19 protein-coding genes are annotated in these 24,250 nt (G+C 68.6%); 12 read left to right on the top strand and 7 right to left on the bottom strand.

Features of this window, described 5'->3' with window-relative positions; genetic code table 11:
* Positions 1-19: 19 nt before the first annotated feature.
* Positions 20-1,783 (bottom strand): glycerol-3-phosphate dehydrogenase/oxidase, encoded by a 1,764-nt coding sequence (locus tag AC1DSC_RS29880; RefSeq protein ID WP_369664052.1) that lies wholly within the window; start codon positions 1,781-1,783, stop codon positions 20-22.
* Positions 1,780-3,267, bottom strand: a complete 1,488-nt coding sequence (locus AC1DSC_RS29875; protein WP_369664051.1) for an FGGY family carbohydrate kinase — start codon at positions 3,265-3,267, stop codon at positions 1,780-1,782. The genes AC1DSC_RS29880 and AC1DSC_RS29875 overlap by 4 nt, the downstream gene beginning before the upstream one ends.
* A gap of 179 nt (positions 3,268-3,446) precedes the next feature.
* Between AC1DSC_RS29875 and AC1DSC_RS29870 the strand changes: the two genes are divergently transcribed.
* From AC1DSC_RS29870 to AC1DSC_RS29815, 12 genes are all read left to right on the top strand, one after another.
* Positions 3,447-4,487, top strand: a complete 1,041-nt coding sequence (locus AC1DSC_RS29870; RefSeq protein WP_012745536.1) for a substrate-binding domain-containing protein — start codon at positions 3,447-3,449, stop codon at positions 4,485-4,487.
* Positions 4,484-6,013, top strand: a complete 1,530-nt coding sequence (locus tag AC1DSC_RS29865; RefSeq protein WP_369664050.1) for a sugar ABC transporter ATP-binding protein — start codon at positions 4,484-4,486, stop codon at positions 6,011-6,013. Before AC1DSC_RS29870 ends, AC1DSC_RS29865 begins: the two co-directional genes overlap by 4 nt.
* Complete coding sequence (locus tag AC1DSC_RS29860) at positions 6,010-7,026, top strand: ABC transporter permease (RefSeq protein WP_369664049.1); 1,017 nt, start codon at positions 6,010-6,012, stop codon at positions 7,024-7,026. The genes AC1DSC_RS29865 and AC1DSC_RS29860 overlap by 4 nt, the downstream gene beginning before the upstream one ends.
* Positions 7,027-7,031: 5 nt before the next feature.
* Complete coding sequence (locus tag AC1DSC_RS29855; RefSeq protein ID WP_369664466.1) at positions 7,032-8,012, top strand: aldo/keto reductase; 981 nt, start codon at positions 7,032-7,034, stop codon at positions 8,010-8,012.
* A 44-nt stretch (positions 8,013-8,056) separates the two neighbouring features.
* Complete coding sequence (locus AC1DSC_RS29850) at positions 8,057-8,908, top strand: class I fructose-bisphosphate aldolase (protein WP_369664048.1); 852 nt, start codon at positions 8,057-8,059, stop codon at positions 8,906-8,908.
* Between the two features lie 125 nt (positions 8,909-9,033).
* Positions 9,034-13,767: an Ig-like domain-containing protein gene (locus AC1DSC_RS29845; RefSeq protein WP_436287166.1), complete on the top strand. Its 4,734-nt coding sequence runs from the start codon at positions 9,034-9,036 to the stop codon at positions 13,765-13,767.
* 387 nt (positions 13,768-14,154) lie between these two features.
* Positions 14,155-14,394, top strand: coding sequence for a F0F1 ATP synthase subunit C (gene atpE / locus AC1DSC_RS29840; RefSeq protein WP_012745530.1), 240 nt, complete (start codon positions 14,155-14,157; stop codon positions 14,392-14,394).
* A gap of 194 nt (positions 14,395-14,588) precedes the next feature.
* Entirely contained in the window at positions 14,589-15,797 is a 1,209-nt protein-coding gene (locus tag AC1DSC_RS29835; RefSeq protein ID WP_018903945.1) for an ABC transporter substrate-binding protein, read from the top strand.
* Entirely contained in the window at positions 15,794-16,714 is a 921-nt protein-coding gene (locus AC1DSC_RS29830) for a branched-chain amino acid ABC transporter permease (protein ID WP_278880557.1), read from the top strand. The genes AC1DSC_RS29835 and AC1DSC_RS29830 overlap by 4 nt, the downstream gene beginning before the upstream one ends.
* Positions 16,711-17,694 carry a branched-chain amino acid ABC transporter permease gene (locus AC1DSC_RS29825; RefSeq protein ID WP_369664046.1) on the top strand — a complete coding sequence of 328 codons (984 nt, stop codon included), beginning with the start codon at positions 16,711-16,713 and terminating at the stop codon, positions 17,692-17,694. The genes AC1DSC_RS29830 and AC1DSC_RS29825 overlap by 4 nt, the downstream gene beginning before the upstream one ends.
* Positions 17,691-18,446: an ABC transporter ATP-binding protein gene (locus tag AC1DSC_RS29820; protein ID WP_369664045.1), complete on the top strand. Its 756-nt coding sequence runs from the start codon at positions 17,691-17,693 to the stop codon at positions 18,444-18,446. The genes AC1DSC_RS29825 and AC1DSC_RS29820 overlap by 4 nt, the downstream gene beginning before the upstream one ends.
* Positions 18,443-19,174, top strand: coding sequence for an ABC transporter ATP-binding protein (locus tag AC1DSC_RS29815; RefSeq protein ID WP_369664044.1), 732 nt, complete (start codon positions 18,443-18,445; stop codon positions 19,172-19,174). The genes AC1DSC_RS29820 and AC1DSC_RS29815 overlap by 4 nt, the downstream gene beginning before the upstream one ends.
* Before the next feature lie 11 nt (positions 19,175-19,185).
* Here the strand turns inward: AC1DSC_RS29815 and AC1DSC_RS29810 are convergent, their stop codons facing one another.
* The 5 genes from AC1DSC_RS29810 to AC1DSC_RS29790 all read right to left on the bottom strand — a co-directional run bounded on the left by AC1DSC_RS29810 (position 19,186) and on the right by AC1DSC_RS29790 (position 24,229).
* Entirely contained in the window at positions 19,186-19,794 is a 609-nt protein-coding gene (locus AC1DSC_RS29810) for a methyltransferase (protein ID WP_369664043.1), read from the bottom strand.
* Positions 19,795-19,839: 45 nt separating this feature from the next.
* Positions 19,840-20,553: an SDR family oxidoreductase gene (locus tag AC1DSC_RS29805; RefSeq protein WP_018903941.1), complete on the bottom strand. Its 714-nt coding sequence runs from the start codon at positions 20,551-20,553 to the stop codon at positions 19,840-19,842.
* Between the two features lie 362 nt (positions 20,554-20,915).
* Positions 20,916-21,794: an acyl-CoA thioesterase gene (locus tag AC1DSC_RS29800; RefSeq protein ID WP_012745522.1), complete on the bottom strand. Its 879-nt coding sequence runs from the start codon at positions 21,792-21,794 to the stop codon at positions 20,916-20,918.
* A gap of 96 nt (positions 21,795-21,890) precedes the next feature.
* The gene (locus AC1DSC_RS29795) at positions 21,891-23,252 is read right to left on the bottom strand and encodes an FAD-dependent oxidoreductase (RefSeq protein WP_369664042.1); all 1,362 of its coding nucleotides are present in this window, start codon (positions 23,250-23,252) and stop codon (positions 21,891-21,893) included.
* Positions 23,252-24,229 carry a Bug family tripartite tricarboxylate transporter substrate binding protein gene (locus AC1DSC_RS29790; protein WP_012745520.1) on the bottom strand — a complete coding sequence of 326 codons (978 nt, stop codon included), beginning with the start codon at positions 24,227-24,229 and terminating at the stop codon, positions 23,252-23,254. The genes AC1DSC_RS29795 and AC1DSC_RS29790 overlap by 1 nt, the downstream gene beginning before the upstream one ends.
* Positions 24,230-24,250: the final 21 nt, after the last annotated feature.

Raw genomic sequence — 24,250 nt, 5'->3', positions numbered from 1 at the left:
TTGGGACTACTGTTCACTTTTAGGCTTGGCCGAGGACTGAGCTGGCCATCAATGATGCATCGAAAGAAGGCGCCTCGCCGGCCGCCACCGCGTGCAGCCGCACGTTGTGCCGCTCGCGCAGCGCGGTGGCGCAGGCGCACAGCTCGTTGTGGGCGTGGGTGGCGTCCCAGCCCAGTGCCTCGGCCGCCACGCCCGTGATCTCGGCCAGCGCGGCGTCGGTGACGAGGCCGCGAATGGCCAGCAGCGTGCGGCGGATCACGAGGTCGTCCAGGTGCAGCACGCCGGTCTCCAGGCACAGGTAGGAGAGTTCGGCGGCCGAGTAGTCCGGTGCATGCTGCAGCGGCACATCGCCCGAGGCCGCGAGCCGCTGCGCGAGCGGCAGCGCCTTGGAGCCGTAGCGGCCGAGCAGGGTCAGTGCGCGTGCGCGATCCATGCCAGAGGCGCCCATCATCTTCTCGACGAAGCGCTCGGCCGCCGGCGCATCGGCCGGCAGTTCCGCGCCGCCGCCAATGGGCAGCAGCTCGGTCGATGCGGTGCGCGAGCGGCCGAGCAGCTGCAGCACTTCGTCGGTGGCCTCCTCGGCCAGCGACCGGAAGGTGGTCCACTTGCCGCCGACGAGGCCCACGATGGCGATGTCGCGCGTCGCGTTCGGCGGATCGACCACCACCGAATGGTCGCGCGAGATCTGCCCCGGCTTGTCGGCCTCCGAACGCGCGAGCGGCCGCACGCCGACGTAGGTGTAGACCACGTCGCCGCGGCCGAAGGCCATGTTGGGGAAGACCTCGCGCAGCACCTCGATCAGGTAGTCGACCTCGGCCGGCTCGGTGACGATCTGGTCCGGGTCTTCGACCGGGATGTCGGTGGAGCCCACCAGCACGCGGTCCAGGAACGGATAGACGATGCACACGCGCCCGTCGACCGCCTCGAAGTAGGCCATGCGGCCGTCGAGCGCATCGCGCAGCGCGGGATGGTCGAGCACGAGGTGCGAGCCCTTGGTGCCCATCACGCGCGGGCCGGCGCCGCCGAGCACGGCCGCGCTGCGATCGAGCCAGGCGCCGGTGGCGTTCACCACCGTGTCGGCGGTCACGCGCACGAGCTCGCCGGTGATCTCGTCGCGCAAGGTGAGGATGTTGCCCGCGCAGCCCATCACGCGGCAGTAGTTGGCGGCCGCGGAGCGCGGCTGGTCACGGCAGGCGTCGGCTATCAGTTCGAGGATGAGCCATTCGGGGTGGCTGATCCACGCATCGAAGAAGGTGGCGGTCCAGCGGATGGCCGCGCGGAACAGGCCGCGGTCGGCCAGCGGCACGCGGCTGATGCGGTGCCCCGGCATCACGCGCTGGCGGCGCCCCAGGATGTCGTAGAGCCGCAGGCCGAGCGCCACGGCCAGGAGGCCGCGCGTGCGCTGCGGCGGGGTGCGGCCGAAGAACTTGAGCGCGCTGCTCATCAGGCCGCCGAAGAAGCTCGCGAGCGGCACCACCGTCTTGAGCGGCCGCACCAGGTGCGGCGCATTGCGCAGCAGCAGGTTGCGCTCGCGCGTGGCTTCGGCCACCAGCGAGAAGCTGCCGTTCTCCAGGTAGCGCAGGCCGCCGTGGATCATGCGCGAGGGCGCGCTGCTGGCGCCGGCGCCGAAGTCGCCCTTGTCGACGATCAGGCAGTCGACGCGCTGCAGCGACAGGTCGCGGAACACGCCGACGCCGTTGATGCCGGCGCCGACGATCACGGTGGAAAAATGGCGGCCCGCGAGCGAGGCCGGGCGCACGAAGGGAAGTTGCCAGGCGCTCATTTCGAACCGCCCGCAAAGTGGGTGAATACAGGTGACATGCTGTCGATCAGTTCGTTGAAACCGGCGTTGAAATCCGCATGGGCGCGTGCCTCGCGCGCATCGGGCTCGATCACGTCGCAGGGCGCGAGCAGTGCGCTGTCCCGCGACGCGTCGCCCAGGCCCTGCGACATTGCGGCGTAGATCGCGGCGCCGCGTGCGCCGGTCTCGTCGTCGGCGCAGCGCTCGACCGGGCGCCCGAGGAAGGCCGCGAGCAGCCGCACGAGGCGCGCGTCGCCCGCGCCGCCGCCAAGCACCGTCGTCCCGCCCACCGCGAGGCCGGCCGCGGCCAGGCGCGCCGTGTGCCGCGCATGCAGCGCCGCCACGGCATCGACCACGGCGCGGGCCATGTCGGCGCGCGTGTGATGGCTCTTGAGCCCCACGAAGCCGGCCGTCACGCCGCCTCCGCCATTGACGAAAGGAAGGAAGCGCAGGCCGCTGGCGCCCAGCGGCACCGCCATGGCCAGGTCGACCACCGCGCGCGCATCGGGCAGCGCGAGCACGCCGGCCAGCCAGGCGATGTTGGCCATCGAGGACGGGCTGTTCTCCATGTAGAGCCGCGCGTTGCCGCGGCCGAAGTTCACGATGGCGGCAACCGCAGGCTTGGGCGCCATCACCGGGCCGACGACCGCGTTCACGCACCAGGTGCCGAGCACCGACACCGCGCGGCCGCGCCCTTCCGCGCGGATCGCGGTCATCGAGGCGAGCAGGTCGATCGCGCCCATGGCCACCGGAATGCCCGCGGGCAGGCCGCACAGCGCGGCCTCGGCGGGCAGGAGCTTTCCGATCGTGGTGCCGCTCGGCACGATGGGGCCGAAGGCGCGCGCGCCGAGCTCCGCGATGCCCGAGGCCTCGAGGGCCGCGCGCGACCAGCTGCCGGTGGCAAGCGACACCAGGCCGGCGGTGCTCGCATCGCTGACGTCGGTGGCGATCTGGCCGGTGAGCAGGAAGGCGAGGTAGTCCTTGGCGAACAGCAGGCGGTGCAGTTCGCCGCGCTGCACCGCATCCGCACCCAGCAGCTCGGCCGCGATCACCGTGGGCTGCCCGGGCCAGGGGCTGCAGCCCACCTCCTCGAACAGCTGCGCGCCGTGGCTCGCGGCCAGCGCGCGCGCCCGGGCATCGGCGCGCTGGTCGGTGGAGGCGACGGCGCGGCCGCCGATGAGCTGGTTGCCGGCATCGAGCGCATAGAGGCCGGCGCCGTGGCCGGTGCAGGCCATGGCGCGGACTTCGGCCGCGCGGGGGCCGAGCTGGCGGGCGACATCACGCAGCACATGCGTCAGCGCGGCGCGGATGGCGGGCGCGCCCACCTCGCAGCCTCCGCCGGGCAGCCGGTCGTGCGGCAGGGGCATGCGGGACAAGGCGACGGTGCGGCCGCTCGCGGCTTCGAGGGCCAGCGCCTTCAGGCTGCTCGAGCCCATGTCGACGCCGATCAATATGTTGGACTTCATGTCATAACAGCTTCGGCGAGTTGAAAGCCGCCGGCCAGTAGCGTTTCCCCTAGTTATCGCGGCAAACAACCCGAGATTACATTCTACCTGTCATAACAACTGTCGTGACAATGAGGTCCGAAGATCTGCGCCCCCAAGGCAGGTCGCAAGCTCTGCCAGTCAACGCGAGGAGACACAAGATGAGGCGAAATTTCCTGAAGTCCGCGGCGGCCGCCGGTATCGGCCTGGCCGGCACCAGCGCATTTGCGCAATCCACCCCCACGCCCGCCGCCACCGGCTTGCGCGGCAACGCGAGCGACGTCTACGTGATGAACGTGATGGTGTCGGGCGTCGAATACTGGTTTCCGGTCTACGAGATGATGAAGCAGCTGGGCCGCACGCTGGGCGTGCGCACGCGCTACACCGGCACGCCCGAGTACGACGTCAACAAGCAGCTGGCCTCGTTCGAGCAGGAGCTGGCGCGCAAGCCCGCGGGCATCCTGCTGCACCCGATGAACCCTGATCCGTTCATCGAGCCGATCAACCGGGCGGTGGCCATGGGCATCCCGGTCGTGACCTTCGCGGCCGACTCGCCCAACTCCAAGCGCGCCTCCTTCGTCACCTCGGACAACGACCGCGAAGGCACGCAGGCGGCCGACGCGATTGCCGCGGCGCTGGGCGGCAAGGGCGAATACGCAGTGCTCGAGAACCCGGGCCAGGACAACCACGACCGCCGCATCGCGGCCTTCGTCAACCGCATGAAGACCAAGCATGCGGGCATGAAGCTGGTCGGCCGCGCCGCCAGCAACCAGGACCCGAGCAAGGCCTACCAGGCGGTTCTGAGCCTGGCCCAGGCCAACCCGAACCTGGGTGCGCTGTTCATGCCCGAGGCCAACTCGGCGCTGGGTGCCGCGCAGGCCAAGATCGAATCGAAGAAGAACATCCGCGTGATGTGCTGCGACGTTAACGCCAAGATCCTCGACATGATCAAGGCCGGCGACGTGTTCGGCGCCATCAACCCGAACCAGGGCATGCAGGGCTACATGGGCATGATGATGCTGTTCCTGGCAAAGAACCCCTCGCTCATCGACCCGATGAACGACGCCAAGCGCAACGGCACCAATCCGATGTCGGTGCCGTTCCTGGACAACGGCCTGTCGGTGGTCAGCAAGGCCAACGCCGACGACTTCTACTGGGACAAGTACCTCGCGCGCCGCGGCACCAAGGGAATCGGCGAGTGAGCGCTGTGGGCTCTTCTGCATTGCTCGAACTGCGCGGCATCAGCAAGCGCTTCGGCGCTTCGCGCGCGCTCTCGGGCGTGGACTTCTCGCTGCATGCGGGCGAGATCCACGCGCTGTGCGGCGAGAACGGCGCGGGCAAGTCGACGCTGATGAACATCATCGACGGCATCCACCGCCCCGACGAAGGCGACATCCTGCTGAACGGCCAGAAGGTGGTGATCGACGGCCCGGCGCATGCGATGCGCCTGGGCATCGGCCTGGTGCACCAGGAGATCGCGCTGTGCGCCGACGCCACCGTGGCCGAGAACATCTTCATGCCGGAGATCAACGCCGGCAAACAGGCGTGGATGAACTACGCCAGCCTGAACGCGCGCGCCGCCCAGGTGCTGGCGCGGCTCGGGCAGGACATCGCTCCCGCCACGCCGGTGCGCGAGCTGAGCATCTCGAGCCAGCAGCTGGTGGAGATTGCCAAGGCGCTCACGCTCGACTGCAAGGTGCTGATCCTCGACGAGCCCACGGCCGCGCTCACCGACAACGAGTCGGCCGCGCTCTTTCGCGTGCTGCACGACCTGAAGGCGCAGGGCATCGGCATCATCTACATCAGCCACCGCATGGCTGAAATATTCACGCACTGCTCGCGCGTCACGGTGCTGCGCGACGGGCGCAACGTGCACAGCGGACCGCTGGCCGGCCTGAGCGCCGACGAGCTGGTGCGCCGCATGGTGGGGCGCGACCTCGGCAACTACTACCCGCCCAAGCAAGAGGCCACCGAACCGTCCGGGCCGGTGCTCGAAGCGGTGGACATTGCCGACGGCGAGCGCGTGCACGGCATCTCGTTTGCGCTCCAGCGCGGCGAGATCCTCGGCATTGCCGGGCTCATGGGTGCCGGCCGCAGCGAACTGGCCGAGACCATTTGCGGCCTGCGCCCCGCCACGCGCGGCACGCTGCGCCTGCACGGCAAGGCGCTCGCGATCCGCAAGTACAGCGACGCGCTGCGCGAAGGCATCGCCTACCTCAGCGAAGACCGCAAGGCGGCGGGCGTCTACCTGGACCTGCCGATCGCTCAGAACATCTCGTCGATGGCGCTGCGGCGCGTGAGTTCCGGCTGGGGCCTGTTGCAGCGCGCGGCCGAACACCGCCTGGCCCGCGAGCTGGGCGCCAGGCTCAAGCTCAAATCGGACGGCGTGGCGATCGAAGTGTCGAGCCTGTCGGGCGGCAACCAGCAGAAGGTGGCGATTGCCAAGCTGCTGGCCACCAACCCCATGGTGCTGCTGATGGACGAGCCCACGCGCGGCGTCGACGTGGGCGCCAAGTCGGAGATCCACCACATCCTGCGCGAACTCGCGAACCAGGGCGTTGGCGTCATCGTGATCTCTTCGGAGCTGCCCGAGATCATCGGCCTGTGCGACCGGGCGCTGGTGGTCCGCGACGGCCGGCTGGCCGGCGAATTGAATTCCAACGACATGACGGAGGAGGCCCTGTTGCGGCTGGCCTCCGGACTCTGCGAACAGGAGGAGATGGCATGAACTACCCGGCACAACTCGATGCGGGCCTGGCACCGCGCCCATCGGGAGACGGCCCCGTGAAGCCCGCCAGCAAGCTCACGAGCATGCGCGAGATGGGCCTGCTGCTGATCATTGCGGTGCTGTGCGTGGCGATGAGCTTCGCATCGCCCTACTTCCTCACCTGGGACAACGTGCGCGCGATGCTGTTGTCCTTCTCGATCGAAGGCATCGTGGTGGTGGGCATGACCATTTTGCTGATCGTCGGCGGCATCGACCTGTCGGTGGGCTCGGTGGTCTGCTTTGCGATGGTGGTCACGGGCAAGCTGTTCCTGATGGGCGTCGACCCCTGGATCGCGAGCCTGGTGGCCATCGGTGCGAGCGGGCTGGTCGGCGCGATGATCGGCGGCTGCGTCACGCGCATCGGGCTGAACCATTTCATCGCCTCGCTGGCCTTCATGGTGATCGTGCGCGGGCTGTGCCTGGCGCTCACGCAGGGCACGCCGCAGTCGCTGTTCTCGCTGCCGGCGGAGTTCAAGTTCATCGGGCAGGGCACGCTGTTCGATGTTCCAGCCGTGATCCTGATCTTCGTGGCGATCGTCGTGGTGAGCGACTTCGTGCTGCGCCGCTCGACCCTGCTGCGGCGCGTTTTCTACACCGGCAGCAACGAGAAGGCCGCACTCTATTCGGGCATCCGCGTGGGGCGCGTGAAGTTCTGGGTCACGGTGCTGTGTTCCGCATCGGCGGGCCTGGCCGGCGTGATCTACACGGCGCGCTTCGGCGCGGCCACGCCCACCTTCGGCGTGGGCATGGAGCTCAACGTGATTGCCGCCGCGGTGATCGGCGGCGCGAGCCTCAAGGGCGGCTCCGGCACCGTGCTGGGTGCGGTTCTGGGCCTCGCGCTGTTGTCGGTGGTGACCAGTTCGCTGATCCTGCTCGACGTGTCGCCCTACTGGCAGGACGTGATCAAGGGCCTCATCTTGCTCGCGGCCGTGACCATCGACCACCTCCTGAACACGAGAAAGACAACGCGATGACGACGATGAAGAAGACGGCGCTGGGCCCCTCGGGCATCGAATGCTCGGCCATTGGCCTGGGCACCTGGGCGATGGGCGGATGGATGTGGGGCGGCGGCGACAACGCGGCGGCCGAGGCGGCGATCCAGGCTTCGCTGGATGCGGGCGTGAACCTGATCGACACCGCGCCGGCCTACGGCCTGGGGCGCTCCGAAAGCATCGTGGGCACTGCCCTCAAGGGGCGCCGCCACGAGGCCGTGATCGCCACCAAGTGCGGGCTGGTGTGGCACACGCAGAAGGGCACGCACTTCTTCGAGGAAGACGGGCATCCCGTGTACCGCTACCTCGGCCGCGAGTCGATCTTCCATGAATGCGAAGAGAGCCTGAAGCGCCTGCAGACCGACTACATCGATCTCTACATCACGCACTGGCAGGACAGCACCACGCCCGTGGCCGAGACCATGGACGCGCTGCTTGCGCTCAAGAAAGAGGGAAAGATCCGCGCCATCGGCGTGAGCAACGTGAGCCCCGAGACGCTCGCCGAATACCTGCGCCACGGTCCGGTCGATGCGGCGCAGGAGCGCTACAGCCTGATCGACCGCGAGATCGAGCAGACGCTCGCGCCCCTGTGCAGCGAGCACAACGTGGCGGTGCTCGGCTATTCGTCGCTGGCGCTCGGCCTGCTCGCGGGGCCCATCGATCCGGCACGCGAGTTCAAGGGCGACGACCAGCGCGCGAGCAATCCGCGCTTCAGCTCGGCCAACCGAGCAACGCTCAAGGCCTTCTTCGAGGAACTCGAGCCCATGCGCGCAAAGCTCGGCTGCTCGTTCGGCCAGATGATGATCGCGTGGACCGTCGCGCGCGGCACCGTGGCTGTCGCGCTGTGCGGCGCACGCGTGCGCCAGCAGGCCATCGAGAACGCCGGCGCCGGCGCGGTCGCGCTGGGCGACGACGCCCTGCGGCTGATCGACGCCGCGGCCAGCCGCCACCTGGGCGCGCTCGCCTGAGCTTCGCTTCTTTTTTTCCGATCCCCTACAAGGAGTTCTTTCCGATGTCGAAAGACAAGACAGCGCGGCTCAACCGCTTGCTCACCCACGGCCGCTGCCTGGACATTGCCCTGGACCACGGCGTGTGCAACGAGCCCTCCTTTCTCGACGGCCTGGAAGACATGCCCCAGGTCATGGAGAAGCTCCTGGCCGCCGGCCCCGATGCGATCCAGCTCAACTACGGCCAGTCCGACCTGCTGCAGGACCGCCCGGGGCGCAACAAGCCCGCGCTGGTGATGCGCATCGACATGGGCAACCCCTACAACGCCACGCTGCACCGCGTGATGTGGGCCCAGCTGCAGAACGAGCATGACCCGGTGCTGCCGGCCGTGCAGCGCGATGCGGCCTGCGTGGTGGTCAACCTTTTCATGCTGCCCAACGAGCCCGACCTGTTCCGCCAGTGCGTGCAGAACATCGCGCGCGTGCGCGCCGACTGCGACCGCTACGGCATGCCGCTGATGATCGAGCCGCTGGTGATGCAGTCGCCCACGCCCGGCAGCCGCTACCAGGTCGACGGCGATGCCGAGAAGATCGTCACGCTGGTGCGCCTTGCGCGCGAGATGGGCGCCGACATCGTCAAGGCCGACCCGACCAGCGACCCGAAGGACTTCCACCGCGTGGTGCAGGCCGCGCGCTGCCCCGTGCTCGTGCGCGGCGGCGGGCGCGAAGACCTGCAGCAGGTGTTCGCGCGCTCTCGCGTGCTGCTGGACCAGGGCGCCGTCGGCATGGTGTACGGACGCAACGTCTACCAGCACGCCAACCCCTCGGCCGTGGTGAGTGCGCTGATGGCCATGATCCACCGCGGCGCGAGCGCCGAGGCGGCCTGGGCGCTCTACGAATCGGACGGCGCGAAGTAAGACAAACAAGAAATCAGCACGGCAGGCGATGCACCCGTCGCCAGCCGGGGTGCGTCCTGCGCGCGCACTGGAGAGGGATCGAGCAATGGGTTGCCCTGCGACTTTCCAACAACCTGGAGGCGACGATGAAGATCCGGTATTTCCTGATGGCGTTCCTGGCCCCGCTCGTCACATTGCTGACGCATGCGGCCATCACCGGGGTCAGCCCGATGACCACCCTCGGCAACATGGCCACGGCGGTTTCCGAGGCCGTTGCCGACCCGCTCCCGCTGCAGGGGCCGGGCCTAGGCAACCTCAGCTACACATCGGCGGAACTGTTCAAGCCGGTGTCGATGATCACGAGCCTTGCGCACCCGCTCGACCCGGCGCACAGCAGTGCCTACGAGTCGCGCGAGGTGCCCGCCACGTACCCGGGCCGCAAGGACTACGGCATGAACGCGGGCATCATGGTCAACGGCTACTTCCTCACCTCCTTCGCGCCGGACAGCGGCCTGGGTCCGGGCGGATTCCTGCTGTACGACGTGTCGAACCCGCGCCAGATCCGGCTGGTCAAGAAGATCTACGAACCCGATGACGCGACAGGTGGCCGCACCAAGGAGTTCCGCGAGACGCACTCCTTCGGCACCGCGAAGATCGGCGGCAAGACGTACGTGGTGCTGCCCAGCATCAACGGCGTCGAGTTCTGGGACTTCACCGACATCAACGACATCAAGCAGGTGAAGAAGCTGGCGCTGCCCGGCGTCAACGCCGGCGACTACGAGAACGTCGCCTGGCAGCTCTGGTGGCAGGCGCCCTACCTGTACGTGGCCTCGGCGGGCCGTGGCATCTTCATCGTCGATGCCCGGGACCCCGCGAACGCCGTGGTTGCGAACCGCGGCGCCGGCAAGCCCAACCCGGTGCCCACGGGCGAACTCGGCAACTTCCGGATCGGTCCGATCTTCACCATGGGCAACCACATGGTGCTGACCGCGATGGAAAGCAACGGCGGGTTCGCGAGCCTCGACATCTCCGACCCGCTCAACCCCAAGGTGCTCGATTCCATCGTGGGCACCACGCCGTTCTACTACGCCACCTGCTTCGACGGCAGGAACCTGCACGCCTCGACGCGCGGCAGCGGCGCGAAGATGTACAGCTACGACCTCTCCGACCGCTCGCGCTTCGTGGCCGAGGACAACCGGCTGGTCATCGACGAACAGCTGTACTGCGCCACGCAGGACAACTACGTGATCCAGGGCGCGCAAACGCGCATCCACAAGGTCGACGTGAGCAATCCGCTCAATCACGTGGAGGTGGGCCGCGGCAGCATCCTGCGCGAGGACGACCCGAACTACTCGCATTCGGACAACGGCCAGGTCGCGATGTTCGGCAACCTGGTCTTCGTGGGCAACGACCACGGCTCGGGCAGCGGCTTCGTCGTGCATGCGGTGGACCCCGACACCACCCGGCCCGAGGTGAAGCAGGTCTCGCCGGCCAACGGCGCGAAGCAGCAGGCCCTGAGCTCGCGCATCGGCCTGGGCATGACGGACAACATCCGCCCCGAGAGCGTGAACGCCAACACCTTCATCGTGCGGCCGGTGGGCGGCAACACGCTGGCGGGCACCTACAGCGTGCAGCTGGGCATCATCAATTTCCATCCGGAGCAGCCGCTGCAACCGGGCACCAGCTATGAAGTGTTCCTGCCTGCCAACGGCGTGAAGGACTATGCGGGCAATGCCATCGGCGCCGACTTCAAGTCGACCTTCAACACCGGCAACGCGACCGACATCAACCTGCAGCACTACTGGACGCTGGCCGGCAACCTCTCCGACCCGATCGGCAGCAACAACGGCACGCCGGCGTCGGGCGATACCTTCGAAAGCATCGGCATGAGCTTCGCGAACCGCACCGCCGGCGTGCCGCTGAAGAACGACAGCGTCGCCACCGTGCTCGGCGGCACCGCGTCGCTGAGCTTCTACATGAAGACCACGCAGGCCGGCAGCGCGAACCCATGGACCGCACCGGGCATCTTCGGGCGCGACCAGGCCAGCGGAGCGGACGACGTGTTCTGGGGCTGGATCGACGGCAGCGGCTTCATGAACCTCTCGGTCGCGAACAAGGCCACCAACAACCCCGGCACCCGCTCGCAGGCGGCGGTGAACGACGGCAACTGGCACCACGTGGTGATGACGCGCGATGCGGCCTCGGGCGCGCAGGCCATGTACGTGGACGGCGTGAAGACCAGCTCCACGGGCCTCACCGGCACCAAAGGGCTCGCGAACAAGTTCCAGGTCATGGGCCAGATCCAGGGCAATGCCGACCTGTTCAAGGGCACGCTGGCGGAAGTGCGCGTGTACAGCCGCGTGCTCACCGACGGCGAGGTGGCCACGCTGCGCGGGCAGGCGATCATCGGCGACCCCGGCATCGGCGGCGGTCCGAAGATCGTCAACGGCCAACTGGTGTTCGACCCGGCCACGCTCGGCAGCAGCGGCGCGCAGTTCCGCTGGAACTTCGGCGACGGCACGCAGACGGCCTACTCCACCCAGCCGCGCTACACCTACACCTACACACGGCCGGGGCACTACACCGTGACGCTGACGGTGCGCGACGCGAGCGGCCGCGAGACTTTCTACACCTACAACCTCACGGTAATCGTCCCGGTCACGGCGCGGGCGCCCACGCACACGACCAACATCGCAGGCGATGCGAATTCGGTCTACTCGCTCAACCCCGACAGCGGCACGGTCGCCGCCATCGACGCGCAGACCCTGGCCAAGCGCTGGGAAGTGCGCGTGGGCGACGAGCCGAAGACACTGGCCGTGGGCCCGGATGGGCGCATCTGGGTCGCGGTGCAGGGCGAGGACAAGCTGGTGGCGCTCAGCGCGGCCGACGGCAGCCTCTCGGCCACCGTGCCGCTGGCCTACGGCAGCGGCCCCTACGGCGTGGCCTTCACGCCCGACGGCGCGAAGGGCTTGCTGACGCTGGAGAGCAAGTCGGTGCTGATGAGCTTCGACCCAAGCAACGGCGCCACCACCGGCGCCGTCGCCCTCGAAGGCAGCCTGCGCGGCATTGCCGTGAGCTCCGATGCGCAGGTGGCTTATGTCACGCGCTTCAAGTCGAAGCTGACCGGCGGCCAGCTGCACAAGGTGAACCTGCAGAGCATGAGCGCAATGCCCACCATCGCGCTGCCGGTGGACACCACCACGGTGGACACCGAGAGCCGCGCGCGCGGCGTGGCCAACTACCTGAGCCAGGTGGTGATCTCGCCCGATGGCCGGCGCGCGGTGCTGCCGTCGAAGAAGGACAACATCGTGCGCGGCCGCTTCCGCGACGGCGTGGACCTGACGCACGACCAGAGCGTGCGCTCCATCCTCTCGCAGGTCGACCTGCAAGCGGCCGCGGAAGTGTTCGGCGAACAGATCGACTTCGACGACCGCGCACCGGCGCGCGCGGCGCTGTTCTCTCCGCCCGGCGACTACCTCTTCGTGGCGCAGATGGAAGGCAACCGCGTCGCCATCGTCGACCCGTACAGCCGGGCCGTGCGCGGCGAGATCAACGCGAGCAGTGCGCCGCACGGCCTGTACCTGGATGCGGCGCGCAAGCGGCTGTTCGTCAACAACTTCCTTGCGCGGTCGGTGTCGGTGCACGACGTGTCGCTGGTGCTGTCGTCGGAATCGGCGGCGGCGACCTTCCTGCAGAACGTGGCGACGGTCGCGCAGGAGCCGATGGCGGCCGCGGCGCTGCGCGGCAAGCAGGTGTTCTACAACGCCTCCGACCGGCGCATGAGCAAGGACAACTACATCTCCTGCGCGAGCTGCCATGCGGACGGCGGCGACGACGGCATGGTGTGGGACTTCACGCAGCGCGGCGAGGGCCTGCGACGCACCATCAGCCTCATGGGCCGGCGCGGCGCGGGCCACGGCAAGATGCACTGGACCGCCAACTTCGACGAGGTGCAGGACTTCGAGAACGACATCCGCAACGAGTTCGGCGGCACGGGCTTTCTGACGAATGCGGATTTCGCCGCCACGGCCGACCCCTTGGGCGCGCCCAAGGCCGGCAAGAGTGCGCAGCTCGACGATCTTGCGGCCTACCTGAGTTCGCTGAACAAGTACATGCGCAGCCCGGCGCGTGCGGCGGACGGCAGCCTGAGCGTGGAGGCGGCGCGCGGCCAGACGGTGTTCAACACGGCACAGTGCGCCACCTGCCACACCGGCGGCACCTTGCGCGACGGCCTGCGGCACGACGTGGGCACGATCCAGCTCTCGTCGGGCAAGGGCCACAACCAGCCGCTCGCGGGACTGGGCTTCGATACGCCGACGCTCTCGGGCACCTGGAACACGACGGCCTTCTTCCACAACGGGCAGGCCGCGACCTTGCAGGACGTGCTGAACAGCGGCCACGGCAATGCCTCGAGCTTGCCGCCGACGGACGTGGTGGCGCTGCGCGAGTACGTGCGCTCGCTGGACACGGCGCCGGCGGTGGTGACGCGGCTGCGCTCGGACCTCAATCCGACGATGTGCGTGAACATCAAGGGCGGGGCGACGGCGAGCGGCACGGTGGCGGTGCAGTGGCCCTGCGGCACGGCGAGCCACGAGAAGTTCACGGTCACGTCGGTCACGGGCGGCTATGTGCAGCTGGTGGCCGAGCACAGCGGCCTTTGCCTGGCGCAGAACGGCACCGCGACGACCAACGCGCCGGTGGTGCAGCTGGCATGCACGGCGGGCAACACGGCGCAGTGGAGCCTGGCCGGCGGCACGCTGCGCAACCGCGCCTCGGGCTCGTGCCTCGACGTGCCCAACGGCTCGACGACGCAGGACACGGCGCTGATCACGTGGACCTGCAATGGAGGGAACAACCAGAACTGGACGCAGCTGCCTTAGGGCTTGCTTTTGTTTCGGGGCGCTCTTGTTCAGGGCGCTGTTGTCCAGGGCGCGTGCACAGGCCACCGGGTACTCCCCTCCGCGAATGTCCCCCGGCCTGCGGCCTCCTCCTTGATTTCGCTGCGGGGGAGCACCCGATGCCCTGCGCACCGGGCACGCTGTCGGTTCGCGGCTGATCAACGAGTGCTCTGAACACGCTCCCGCCGATGGGGTGCCTTGCGCAGCGAAATAAAGGAGGAGCCGAAGGCGGGGGACATTCGCGGAGCAAGGCACCCCGTCGGCGGGAGCGCACCCCCGATTCATCCCAAACATGACCTCCCACGTCATCGACCGTACGCACCCGCTCTGGGAAAGTACCTCCATCGATCAACCACTGGAGAAAACACCATGACCGGCTTCAACATCCTTCCCCTCGCAGTCGCCCTGCTCATCGGCGTGGCAGCGCTCGGCTCCTGCCTGGGCATCGGGCTGGTCGGGCAGAAGTTCCTCGAGAGCACGGCGCGGCAGCCCGAACTGGTCGACACGCTGCAGACCAAGTTCTTCCTGGTGGCGGGCGTGACCGACGGCGCATTCATCATCGCCACCGGCATCGGCCTGTGGTTTGCAACGGCCAATCCCTTCGGCTGAAGCCGGCGAAAAGGCCCACCGAAACGGGCCCCGCGCACCAGGAAGCGGCACGGACCATTGGCACCATTCGTGCTAGTACCGTTGACAGCGAATTGTTTATGGTTAAAGTATTTAGCTATCAACGGTTCGACGTCTTCGGTGCTGCATGGCGCGGCGCCGGGGCGCCGTTTCACCCTTCCTCTGCCGGAGAATCCATGAGCCACCCGTCCCCGAAGTCGCCCGCGCTGCTGCCGCGCACCCTGCTTTCGCTGCTGCTCTGCGGCGCGGCCCTTGGTGGCGCGGCATCGGCCATGGCCGCGCCCGTGAAGGTGGGCCTGGCGCTCGACATCTCGGGCCCGTTCGCGGCCCTGGGCGCCGAGGCGCGCGACGGCTTCGCGCTCGGCATCAAGCAGCTGGGCGGCAAACTCGGCGGGCAGGACGTGGAGTTCGTGCAGGCCGACATGGCCGGCAGCCCCGACCAGGCCAAGCAGTTGGTCGACCGCATGATCCAGCGCGACAAGATCGACCTCTTCAGCGGCCCGATCGGCTCCAACGTGGCGCTGGCCGTGGGCCCGACGCTGTTCAATGCCAAGGTGCCGTACCTCTCGGCCAATGCCGGCCCGAGCCAGTTCGCGGGCGCGCAGTGCAATGCGTATTTCTTCGGCACCGCCTACCAGAACGACCAGTTCCACGAGGCCGCCGGCAAGTTCGCGCAGGACCGCGGCTTCAAGAAGACCGTGCTGATCGCGCCCAACTATCCCGCGGGCAAGGATGCACTGGGCGGCTTCAAGCGCCAGTTCAAGGGCCAGGTGGCCGACGAGCTCTACACCAAGCTCGGCCAGATCGACTACGCCGCAGAGCTCGCGCAGCTGCGCGCGGCCAAGCCCGACTCCATCTACTTCTTCCTGCCCGGCGCGATGGGCATCAACTTCATCAAGCAGTTCGTGGGCGCGGGCCTGTCGAAGGACATCACGCTCGTGACCAGCGGCTTCTCGGCCGACGAGGACGTGATCGGCGCGGTGGGCGAACCGATGCTGGGCCTGTTCAACACCTCGCACTGGGCGCACGACCTCGACAATGCTGCCAACAAGGCCTTCGTGGCCGCGTTCCGCAAGGAATACAACGGCCGCTACCCGTCGGTGTATGCGGCGCAGGCCTATGACGCGATCCTGGCGATGGATGCGGCCGTGAAGCAATCGGGCGGCAACGCCCAGAACCGCGAAGCCGTGGTGGCCGCACTGAAGAAGGCCAACTACGCATCCACGCGCGGCAGCTTCAAGTACGCGAACAACCACTATCCGGTCGAGAACTTCTACCTGCGCGTGATCGGCAAGGACGCACAGGGCAAGGTCACGAACAAGCTGATCAACACGGTTCTCACGAACTACGGCGACTCGTACGCCGACAAGTGTCCCCTCAAGTGAGCGGCATCCTCGTTCTCGAGCAGCTGCTCAACGGCCTCGGCTACGGGCTGATGCTGTTCCTGCTGGCAGCGGGGCTCACGCTGGTGTTCGGCATCATGGACGTGCTGAACCTCGCGCATGGCTCGCTCTTCATGTCGGGCGCGTACGTGGCGGCCGAGGCGCACACGCGCACCGGTTCGTTCACGGCAGCCATCGTGATCGCGGTGGCGGTCACGGTGGTGGTGGCGCTGCTGCTCGAGGTGCTGCTGATGCGCCGCCTCTACACGCGCGACCACCTGGCGCAGGTGCTGGCCACCTTCGGCGTGATCCTGGTGGCCGACGACATCGTCAAGATGGCCTGGGGCCCGTCGCCGGTGATGGCGCCGACGCCGGCCGCGCTGTCGGGGCCGATCGAGCTGGTCGACGGCCTGCCCTACCCGTCCTACCGGCTCGTGATCCTCGCGGGCGGGCTGCTGGTGGCACTCGCGCTCTACCTGCTCGTCAACCACACGCGCATCGGCATGCGGGTGCGCGCGGGCGCGTCCGACCGGCCGATGGCGGAGCTGATGGGCGTGCGCGTGGGCCGCATCTTCAACGGCGTGTTCCTGCTCGGCGCGGCGCTGGCCGCGCTGGCCGGCGCGCTGATGGGGCCGATCGTCGCGGTGCAGGTCGGCATGGGCGAGGCGATCCTGATTCCGGCGCTGGTGGTGCTGGTGATCGGCGGCATCGGTTCGGTGCGCGGCGCCTTCGTGGCCGCACTGATGGTGGGCGTGGTCGACACGGTCGGACGCGCTTTCGTGCCGATGCTGCTGCGCGCCACGCTGCCGCCGGCCACGGCCGCCGACTTGGGCCCGCTGTTCGCCGAAGTCGCGATGTACGCGCTGATGGTCGTCGTTTTGATCTTCCGGCCCTCCGGCCTTTTCTCCGCCCGGTCATGAAGTTGTCCTCACGCTCTCTCGGCCTCGGGCTGCTCCTCCTCCTGCTGCTCGCGGCCTTTCCGCTGGTCGCGCCGCTGTTCGGGCTCGAGTTCTACATCGGCTTCGTGCGGCGCGTGCTCGTGGTGGCGCTGGCGGCTGCCAGCCTCAACTTCATCCTGGGCTTCGGCGGCATGGTGGCGCTCGGGCATGCGGGCTTCATCGGCATGGGCGCCTACACGGTGGTGGCGCTCAGCGATGCGGGCGTGGTGTCCGCATGGGTGATGTGGCCGCTGGCCGCGCTGGTGGCCGGCCTCGTCGCGGCGCTGATCGGCACGGTGGCGCTGCGCACGCGCGGCGTCTACTTCATCATGACCACGCTGGCCTTTGCGCAGATGCTGTACTTCGTGGTGGTGTCGCTGCGCCGCTATGGCGGCGACGACGGCTACACGCTGATGAGCCGGCCCACGCTGCTGCCAGGCCTTGACCTCGGCAACGAATCGAACTTCTACTGGGTCGTGCTGGCCATCGTGGCGCTCGCGCTCTGGTGGCTGCACCGCGCGACGCAATCGCGCTTCGGCCATGCGCTGATGGGCATCCGCGACAACGAGACGCGCATGCGGGCACTGGGCTACCCGGTGTTCAAGCTGCAGCTCGTGGCCTTTGCGATCGCCGGCGCCATCGCGGGGCTGGCGGGCGCGCTGCTCGCGGGCGGCAATGGCTTCGTGAGCCCGGCGACGATGCACTGGACGCAGTCGGCCACGCTGCTGGTGATGGTGGTGATCGGTGGACTGGGACGCAGCTGGGGCGGGCCGGTGGGTGCCGTGGTCTGGCTGGTGCTCGAGGAAGCGTTGAAGCAGCACACGGAGCATTGGCACATGCCGCTGGGGCTGTTGTTGATTGCTGTTGCGTTGTGGGCGCCTAAAGGGCTCGCAGCTTTGTACAAGCGCCGCTTGCCCCTCACCCCGGCCCTCTCCCCAGAGGGGCGAGGGAGCAAGACATGAGCCTTTTCAGAATCGAAGGGTTGGTCAAGCGCTTCGGCGGCTTGCTCGCAACCGACCATGTGAACCTCACCGTGGAGCGCGGCGAAGTGCATGCGCTGATCGGGCCGAACGGCGCGGGCAAGACCACGCTCGTGAACCTGATCACCGGGCTGCTCAAGGCCGACGCCGGGCGCATCCTGCTCGACGAGAAGGACATCACCGGCTTCAAGGACCACCAGCGCGTGGCGGCCGGCATGTCGCGCTGCTTCCAGGTGACGCGCGTCTTCGCCAAGGAAACCGTGCACAACAACCTCATGCTCGCGGCGCAGGCCCATGCGGGCAGCAGCCTGCGCTTCATGTCGCCGCGCGCGACGGAACGCGGCCTGGTGGAACGCGCCGTGGCGCTGGCCGACCGCGTGGGCCTCGGCAGCGAACGCCACCGCATCGCGGGCACCCTGCCGCACGGCGCACAGCGCGCGCTCGACGTGGCGCTGGCGCTTGCGGCCGAACCCAAGCTGCTGCTGCTCGACGAGCCGATGGCCGGCATGGGCCCCGACGAATCGGCGCGCATGGTGGAGCTGATCGAGTCGCTGCGCGAATCGATGGCGATCCTCCTGATCGAGCACGACATGGACGCGGTGTTCCGCCTGGCCGACCGGCTCACGGTGCTGGTGCAGGGGCGCGTGCTGATGAGCGGCACGGCCGACGAAGTGCGCGGGCATCCCGATGTGCAGGCGGTGTACCTCGGTACGGAAGCGGAAGGACACGCATGAACGCAGCCACCACATTGCTCGACGCGAAATCCGTCGAGGCCGGCTACGGCGCAAGCCAGGTGCTGTTCGGCATCGACCTGCGTATTGGCGCGGGCGAAGTGCTCGCGCTGCTGGGCCGCAACGGCATGGGCAAGAGCACGCTGCTGAAGGTGCTGACCGGCACGCTGGCACCGATGCGCGGCAGCGTGCATTTCAGCGGCGATGCGATCGGCGGCCCACACAAGACAATGAGGCCCGACGCCATTGCACGGCGCGGCGTGGCCATCGTGCCCGAGGGCCGCCATGTGTTTCCGAATCTCAGCGTCGACGAGCACCTGCGCGCCTTCGCACGGCCGCGCCCCGGCAGCGCGCCGCGCTGGACGGTCGAGGCGCTCTACGGCCTGTTCCCGCGCCTCGCGGAACGCAAGGCCAACGCGGGCAACCAGCTCTCGGGCGGCGAGCAGCAGATGCTGGCGATTGCGCGTGCGCTGTCGACGCATCCGCGCTTGCTGATCCTCGACGAGGCCACCGAGGGCCTGGCCCCGGTGATCCGCGAGGAGATCTGGCATTGCATCGCCACGCTCAAGGCCGAGGGCGAGGCGATCCTGGTGGTCGACAAGTACGTGCAGCGCCTGCTGCCGCTGGCCGACCGCCACGTGATCCTGGAACGCGGACGCGTGGTGTGGCAGGGCGATTCGGCCGCGCTCGACGCCGACCGCTCGCTCTGGACGCGCTACCTGGGCGTGTAGATCCCGGTTCGCTACAGCGGTCGGAGCGCCAGGAAGTTGGCCCACGCCACGTTGCCGCGGCCGATCCACTGGCTCTCCCACTGCATGCGCAGGCCCGCCGCCTCGAGCTGCTCGGCGAAGCGGTCCTTCGCCCAGTAGACGGTCTGGTAGTCGCCATTGGTTTCGCCTTCGCCGATGCGCATCGCCGCCAGGAAGACCCCGCCGGGCGCGAGCGCATCGAACACCTTGCGCAGGACCGGCGCGATCTGCGCGCGGTCGACATGGATCAGCACGCACAACGCGACGATCGCGCTGTAGGGCCCGCCCAGCGCATCCGTGACGACGTTGAGCAGCTCGCCCTTCTTGCCGCGCTCCGCCTGCAGGTCGAGAAAGGCCTGGACCGCATCGGTGCGCCTCACGGTCCCGCCCAGGGCCTCGACGAAGTCGGCGTCCTGCCCCGTTCCGGAACCGATCTCGAGCACGCTGCCACCGGCCGGCACGAGCTGCATCATCCGGCGCAGCGCATCCTCGATTTCGACCGGCCGGTGGCCCGCCACGATCGCGTTGTATTCGCAGGCGGACGCTTCGTAGGACTCGATGGTGCGGCGCATGTTCTCCTGCGCCAGGTCGGGAATGTTCATGGGAGCCTTTCCAGTTTCTGAGGAAAGTTACCTAAGCGCTCCACACTACACGGAGCGCGTGATGCCGCCGTCCACGCGCAGGTTCTGCCCCGTGATGTAGCCCGCGCCTTCGGATGCGAGAAAGCCGATCACGGCCGCGATCTCGCTGCTCTTGCCGTAGCGGCCCATCGGAATGCGCGAGCGGAACTCGGCCTTCTCGGGCAGGCTGTCGATGAAGCCGGGCAGCACGTTGTTCATGCGCACGTTCTGCGCGGCGTATTTGTCGGCGAAGAGCTTGGTGAAGGCCGCGAGGCCGGCGCGGAACACGCCCGAGGTCGGGAACACGGGGTCGGGCTCGAAGGCGGCGAAGGTGGAGATGTTGATGATCGAGCCGCCGCCCTGCTTGACCATGAGCGGTGCCACGAGCCGCGCGGGGCGCACCGCGCTCAGCAGGTAGACGTCCATGCCGCGGTGCCAGTCTTCGTCGCTGATGTCGAGGATCGGCGCGCGCGGACCATGGCCCGCGCTGTTGACGAGCACGTCGACGCGGCCCCATGTGTCGGTCACCTTGTCGACCAGCCGTTTGATGTCGTCGTTCGATTGGTTGGAGCCGGTCACGCCGATGCCGCCAAGCTCGGCGGCGAGCGCCTCGCCCTTGCCCGATGACGAGAGGATGGCGACGCGAAAACCGTCATCCGCGAGCTTGCGCGCCGCAGCCGCTCCCATGCCGCTGCCACCGGCGGTGACGATGGCTACTTTTTTCTGTGCTTCGGAAGACATGTGGGTCCTTGGTTCATTTCATGCGAGACCCGCATTTAGCCAAGGATTCGGAGGGCTTGCACGGGCTGGGCTCGGGCGCCGTTGTTCAGGGCGCGTGCACAGATCACCGGGTACTCCCCTCCGCGAATGTCCCCCGGCCTGCGGCCTCCTCCTTTATTTCGCTGCGGGGAGCACCCGATGCTCTGTGCACCTGGGCACGCCGCTGGTGTATCGCTGATCAACTAGTGCTCTGATCACGCTCCCGCTGATGGGGTGCCTTGCGCAGCGAAATAAAGGAGGAGGCCGAAGGCCGGGGGACATTCGCGGAGCAAGGTACCCCGTCGGCGGGAGCGCCGCCCTGAACAGCAGCATCGAATACTTCCTCAGCGCTTGACCCGCAGCATTCCCTCTTGCGCCGTAGAAGCCACCAACCGCCCGTCGCGCGTGAACAGGCTGCCGCGGCACAGGCCGCGCGCGCCGCTGGCGCTTGGCGAATCGAGCACGTAGAGCAGCCAGTCGTCCATGCGGAAATCGCGGTGGAACCACATCGCGTGGTCGAGGCTCGCGGGGCGCACCTGGCCGCTCATGAAGCTCAGGCCGTGCGGCAGCATCGCGGCGCGCAGCAGGCCGTGGTCGGAGGCGTAGGCCAGCAGCGCGCGGTGCACCACCGGGTCGTCGGGCAGCGGCGCGATGGCGCGCATCCAGATCGCGCTTTCGGACGAGCGCACCGCCGGCGCCAGCAGGTCGTCGGCCTCGACACCGCGGTATTCGATGCCGTGCGGCTCCAGGCCCTTGATGCGCCAGCGTTCGGGCAGCCGCTCGCCGAGCGCGAGGCGCTGGTCGAGTTCGCTCGCGAGGCCCTCGGGGCCCTCCACTGCGGGCATGGCGAACTGGTGCTCGACGCCGTCGTCCACCGTCTGGAACGAGGCCGACATCTCGAAGATGATGCGCTCCTGCTGGCGCGCCACCACGTGCCGCGTGGTGAAGCTGCGGCCGTCGCGCACGCGGTCCACGCTGTATTCGATGGGCGCATGCTCGCCCGGCAGCAGAAAGTAGGCGTGCATCGAATGCACCGGCCGGTCGGCGCCCACCGTGAGGCTCGCGGCCGCGAGCGACTGGCCGAGCACCTGGCCGCCGAACACGGCGGGCGTGCCGATGTCTTCGCTCTGGGCCAGGAATTTGTCGCCTCCGAGCGGCTCGAGCTGCATGAGCGCGACGAGTTCGGCGACAAGGCGGGCGGCGGTGGCGGGATCGGTGGTCATCGGAGGAAGAGCGTCAATGCGAAGGAAGCAACCCCAGACCATAGCAAAGGCCGCGCCCGCGGGCTGTCGCGGGGCGGTCAGTGCTTCGCCGGCGGCTCAGCGGTCGAGATCGACGCCGTCGGCGGCCAGCTTCTTCTGGAGCGCCGGCACGTCGACCTCGGCGAACTTCGCGCTGGCACCCAGCGAAGCCGCGGCGGTGCCTGCCGCCTGCCCCATCACGAAGCAGCCACCGCTCGCGCGCGCGGCCGACTGGCCTTCGTGCGTCATGGCGGCGCAGCGGCCGGCCACCAGCAGGTTGTCGACGGTGCGCGGCACCAGCATGCGCCAGGGCAGCTGGTTGTAGGTGCGGCTCTCGTCCCGCGGAAAGGCCCATTCGATGCGGCCGTCGGCATGCATCTCCATGGGCCAGGCGTTGATGCCGATGCTGTCGTCGAAGCTGGCCGACGACAGGATGTCCTCGCCCGTGAGCGCGTAGAGGCCCTCGATGCGGCGCGTTTCGCGGATGCCGACCTGCGGCGCGATCTCGACGATGGCCGAGTGCGCGAAGCCCGGCACCTCGGCCTTCATGAACCTGAAGTACTCGGCGATCTGGCGCCGGCCTTCGAGCTCGCCTTCGGTGAGTTCGCGCGCATCGACGCCGTTCATCGCGCGGCCGGCCGCGTTGCGGATCTGCGTGACGTTGGCGCGCCATTCGCGCGGGTCGATGTTGGGCCGCAGGATCGCGCCTTCGCGCGGAAACCTGTACGCGCCCGGCTTCTGCGCCTGCACGCGCGCCATCAGATCGTTGATGGCCTTGAATTCGCCGACGGCCGCGAGCGCGGGCTGCGCATCGACCTGGCCGACGCGGAACATGGTGGTCGGGAACAGGCCGCTGCCGTGGCCGTCGCCCACTTCGAAGGGCACGCCTGCAAAGGCCGCCACATCGGCGTCGCCGCTGGCATCGACGAAAGCGTTGGCGCGGATCGCCTGCCGGCCCGACTTGGTCTCGACCACCAGCGCCGCGATGCGGTCGCCCTCGCGCACCACCGCGGCGGCCCAGGCGTGGAACAGCAGGTTCACGCCAGCATCGAGCAACAGCTGGTCGGCCGCGATCTTGTAGGCCGAGGTGTCGTAGGAGCGCACGCGGATGCGGCCCTGCATGCCGTCCTGCGGGGTGTTGAGGCCGCCCAGCGCATCGATGCGCGCGAGCAGGTCGTCGGCCACGCCGCGCACCAGCAGCGTCATCTCGCCGTTGCGCTTGCCGTAGAGGCCCGCGAAGTTGGTCACGCCGCCCGCGGTGCCCATGCCGCCGAGGAAGCCGTAGCGCTCCACCAGCAGCGTGTTCGCGCCACGGCGCGCTGCGCTCACGGCGGCGGCAATGCCGGCGGGGCCGCCACCGACCACCACCACGTCGTATTCGCCGAACACCGGCAGCTCGCGCGCCGGTTCGCTCAGGGTCTTGTGTGGGACGGCGGCCATCACTGGATCTTGATGCCGCGGGCCGAGATGATGCGCGTCATGATCGCCGCCTCTTCCTTCACGCGCAGGCGCATGCCGTCGGGCGAGGTGCCCACCGCCTGCCAGCCCTGGTCGAAGAGCTTCTGGCGCACTTCGGGCTGCTTCATGATGACCTCGATCTCGCGGCTGATGCGCGCCTGCGCGGTCTTCGAGAGGTTGGCCGGGCCGAGCAGCGCCACCCACACCTCGAGGTTGAAGTCGCGCACGCCGGCGTCGGCCAGCGGCGGCAGCTCGGGCACCAGCGCGCTGCGGCCGCCCGTGAGGCCGATCGCCTTGAGCTTGCCGGCGCGCACCTGCGGCATGGCCACGCCCGGCGGGATGAGGCCCATCTGCACCTGGTCGCCGAGCATCGCGGTCACGACCTGCGGGTTGCCCTGGTAGGGCACGTGCTCGGGGTTGAAGCCGGCCACGCGGCTCTTGAGCAGTTCCATGCCCAGGTGCCCGACCGAGCCCACGCCCACCGAGCCGTAGTTCCACTTGTCGCCACCCTTGCGCGCCGCGTCGAAGAAGGCGGTGCCCGAGGGCAGGTTGTTCTGCGCCACCAGCACCAGCGGGGCCGTGGCAATCAGCGAGAGGTAGGTGAAGTCTTTCGCCGGGTCGTAGGGCAGCCGCGGATACAGCATCTTCGACGAGGTGAGATTGCCGTTGATCACGATGCCCAGCGTGTGGTCGTCGGTGGCCTTGGCCACCATGTCGGCGGCAATGTTGCCCGAGGCGCCGGGCTTGTTGTCCACCACCACGGGCTGGCCGAGCGCCTTGGCGAGCGGCTCGGCGATGGTGCGGGCGGCGATGTCGGGCGTGGAGCCGCCCGGAAAACCCACGAGCAGGCGGATGGGCTTGGTCGGCCAGGCATTGCTCTGTGCGCTGGCCGCGAGCGGCAGCGCGGCGGCGGCGGCCAGGCCGCAGGCGATCAGGAGGGCTCTCTTGGTGGCGTGCATGGAAAGTGAAAAGGAAATGTG

The sequence above is a fragment of the Variovorax sp. 01N425 genome (genome assembly GCF_056399465.1).
Note: the sequence above shows the minus strand (reverse complement) of the source record. Positions and strands in the feature narration are given on the sequence as shown.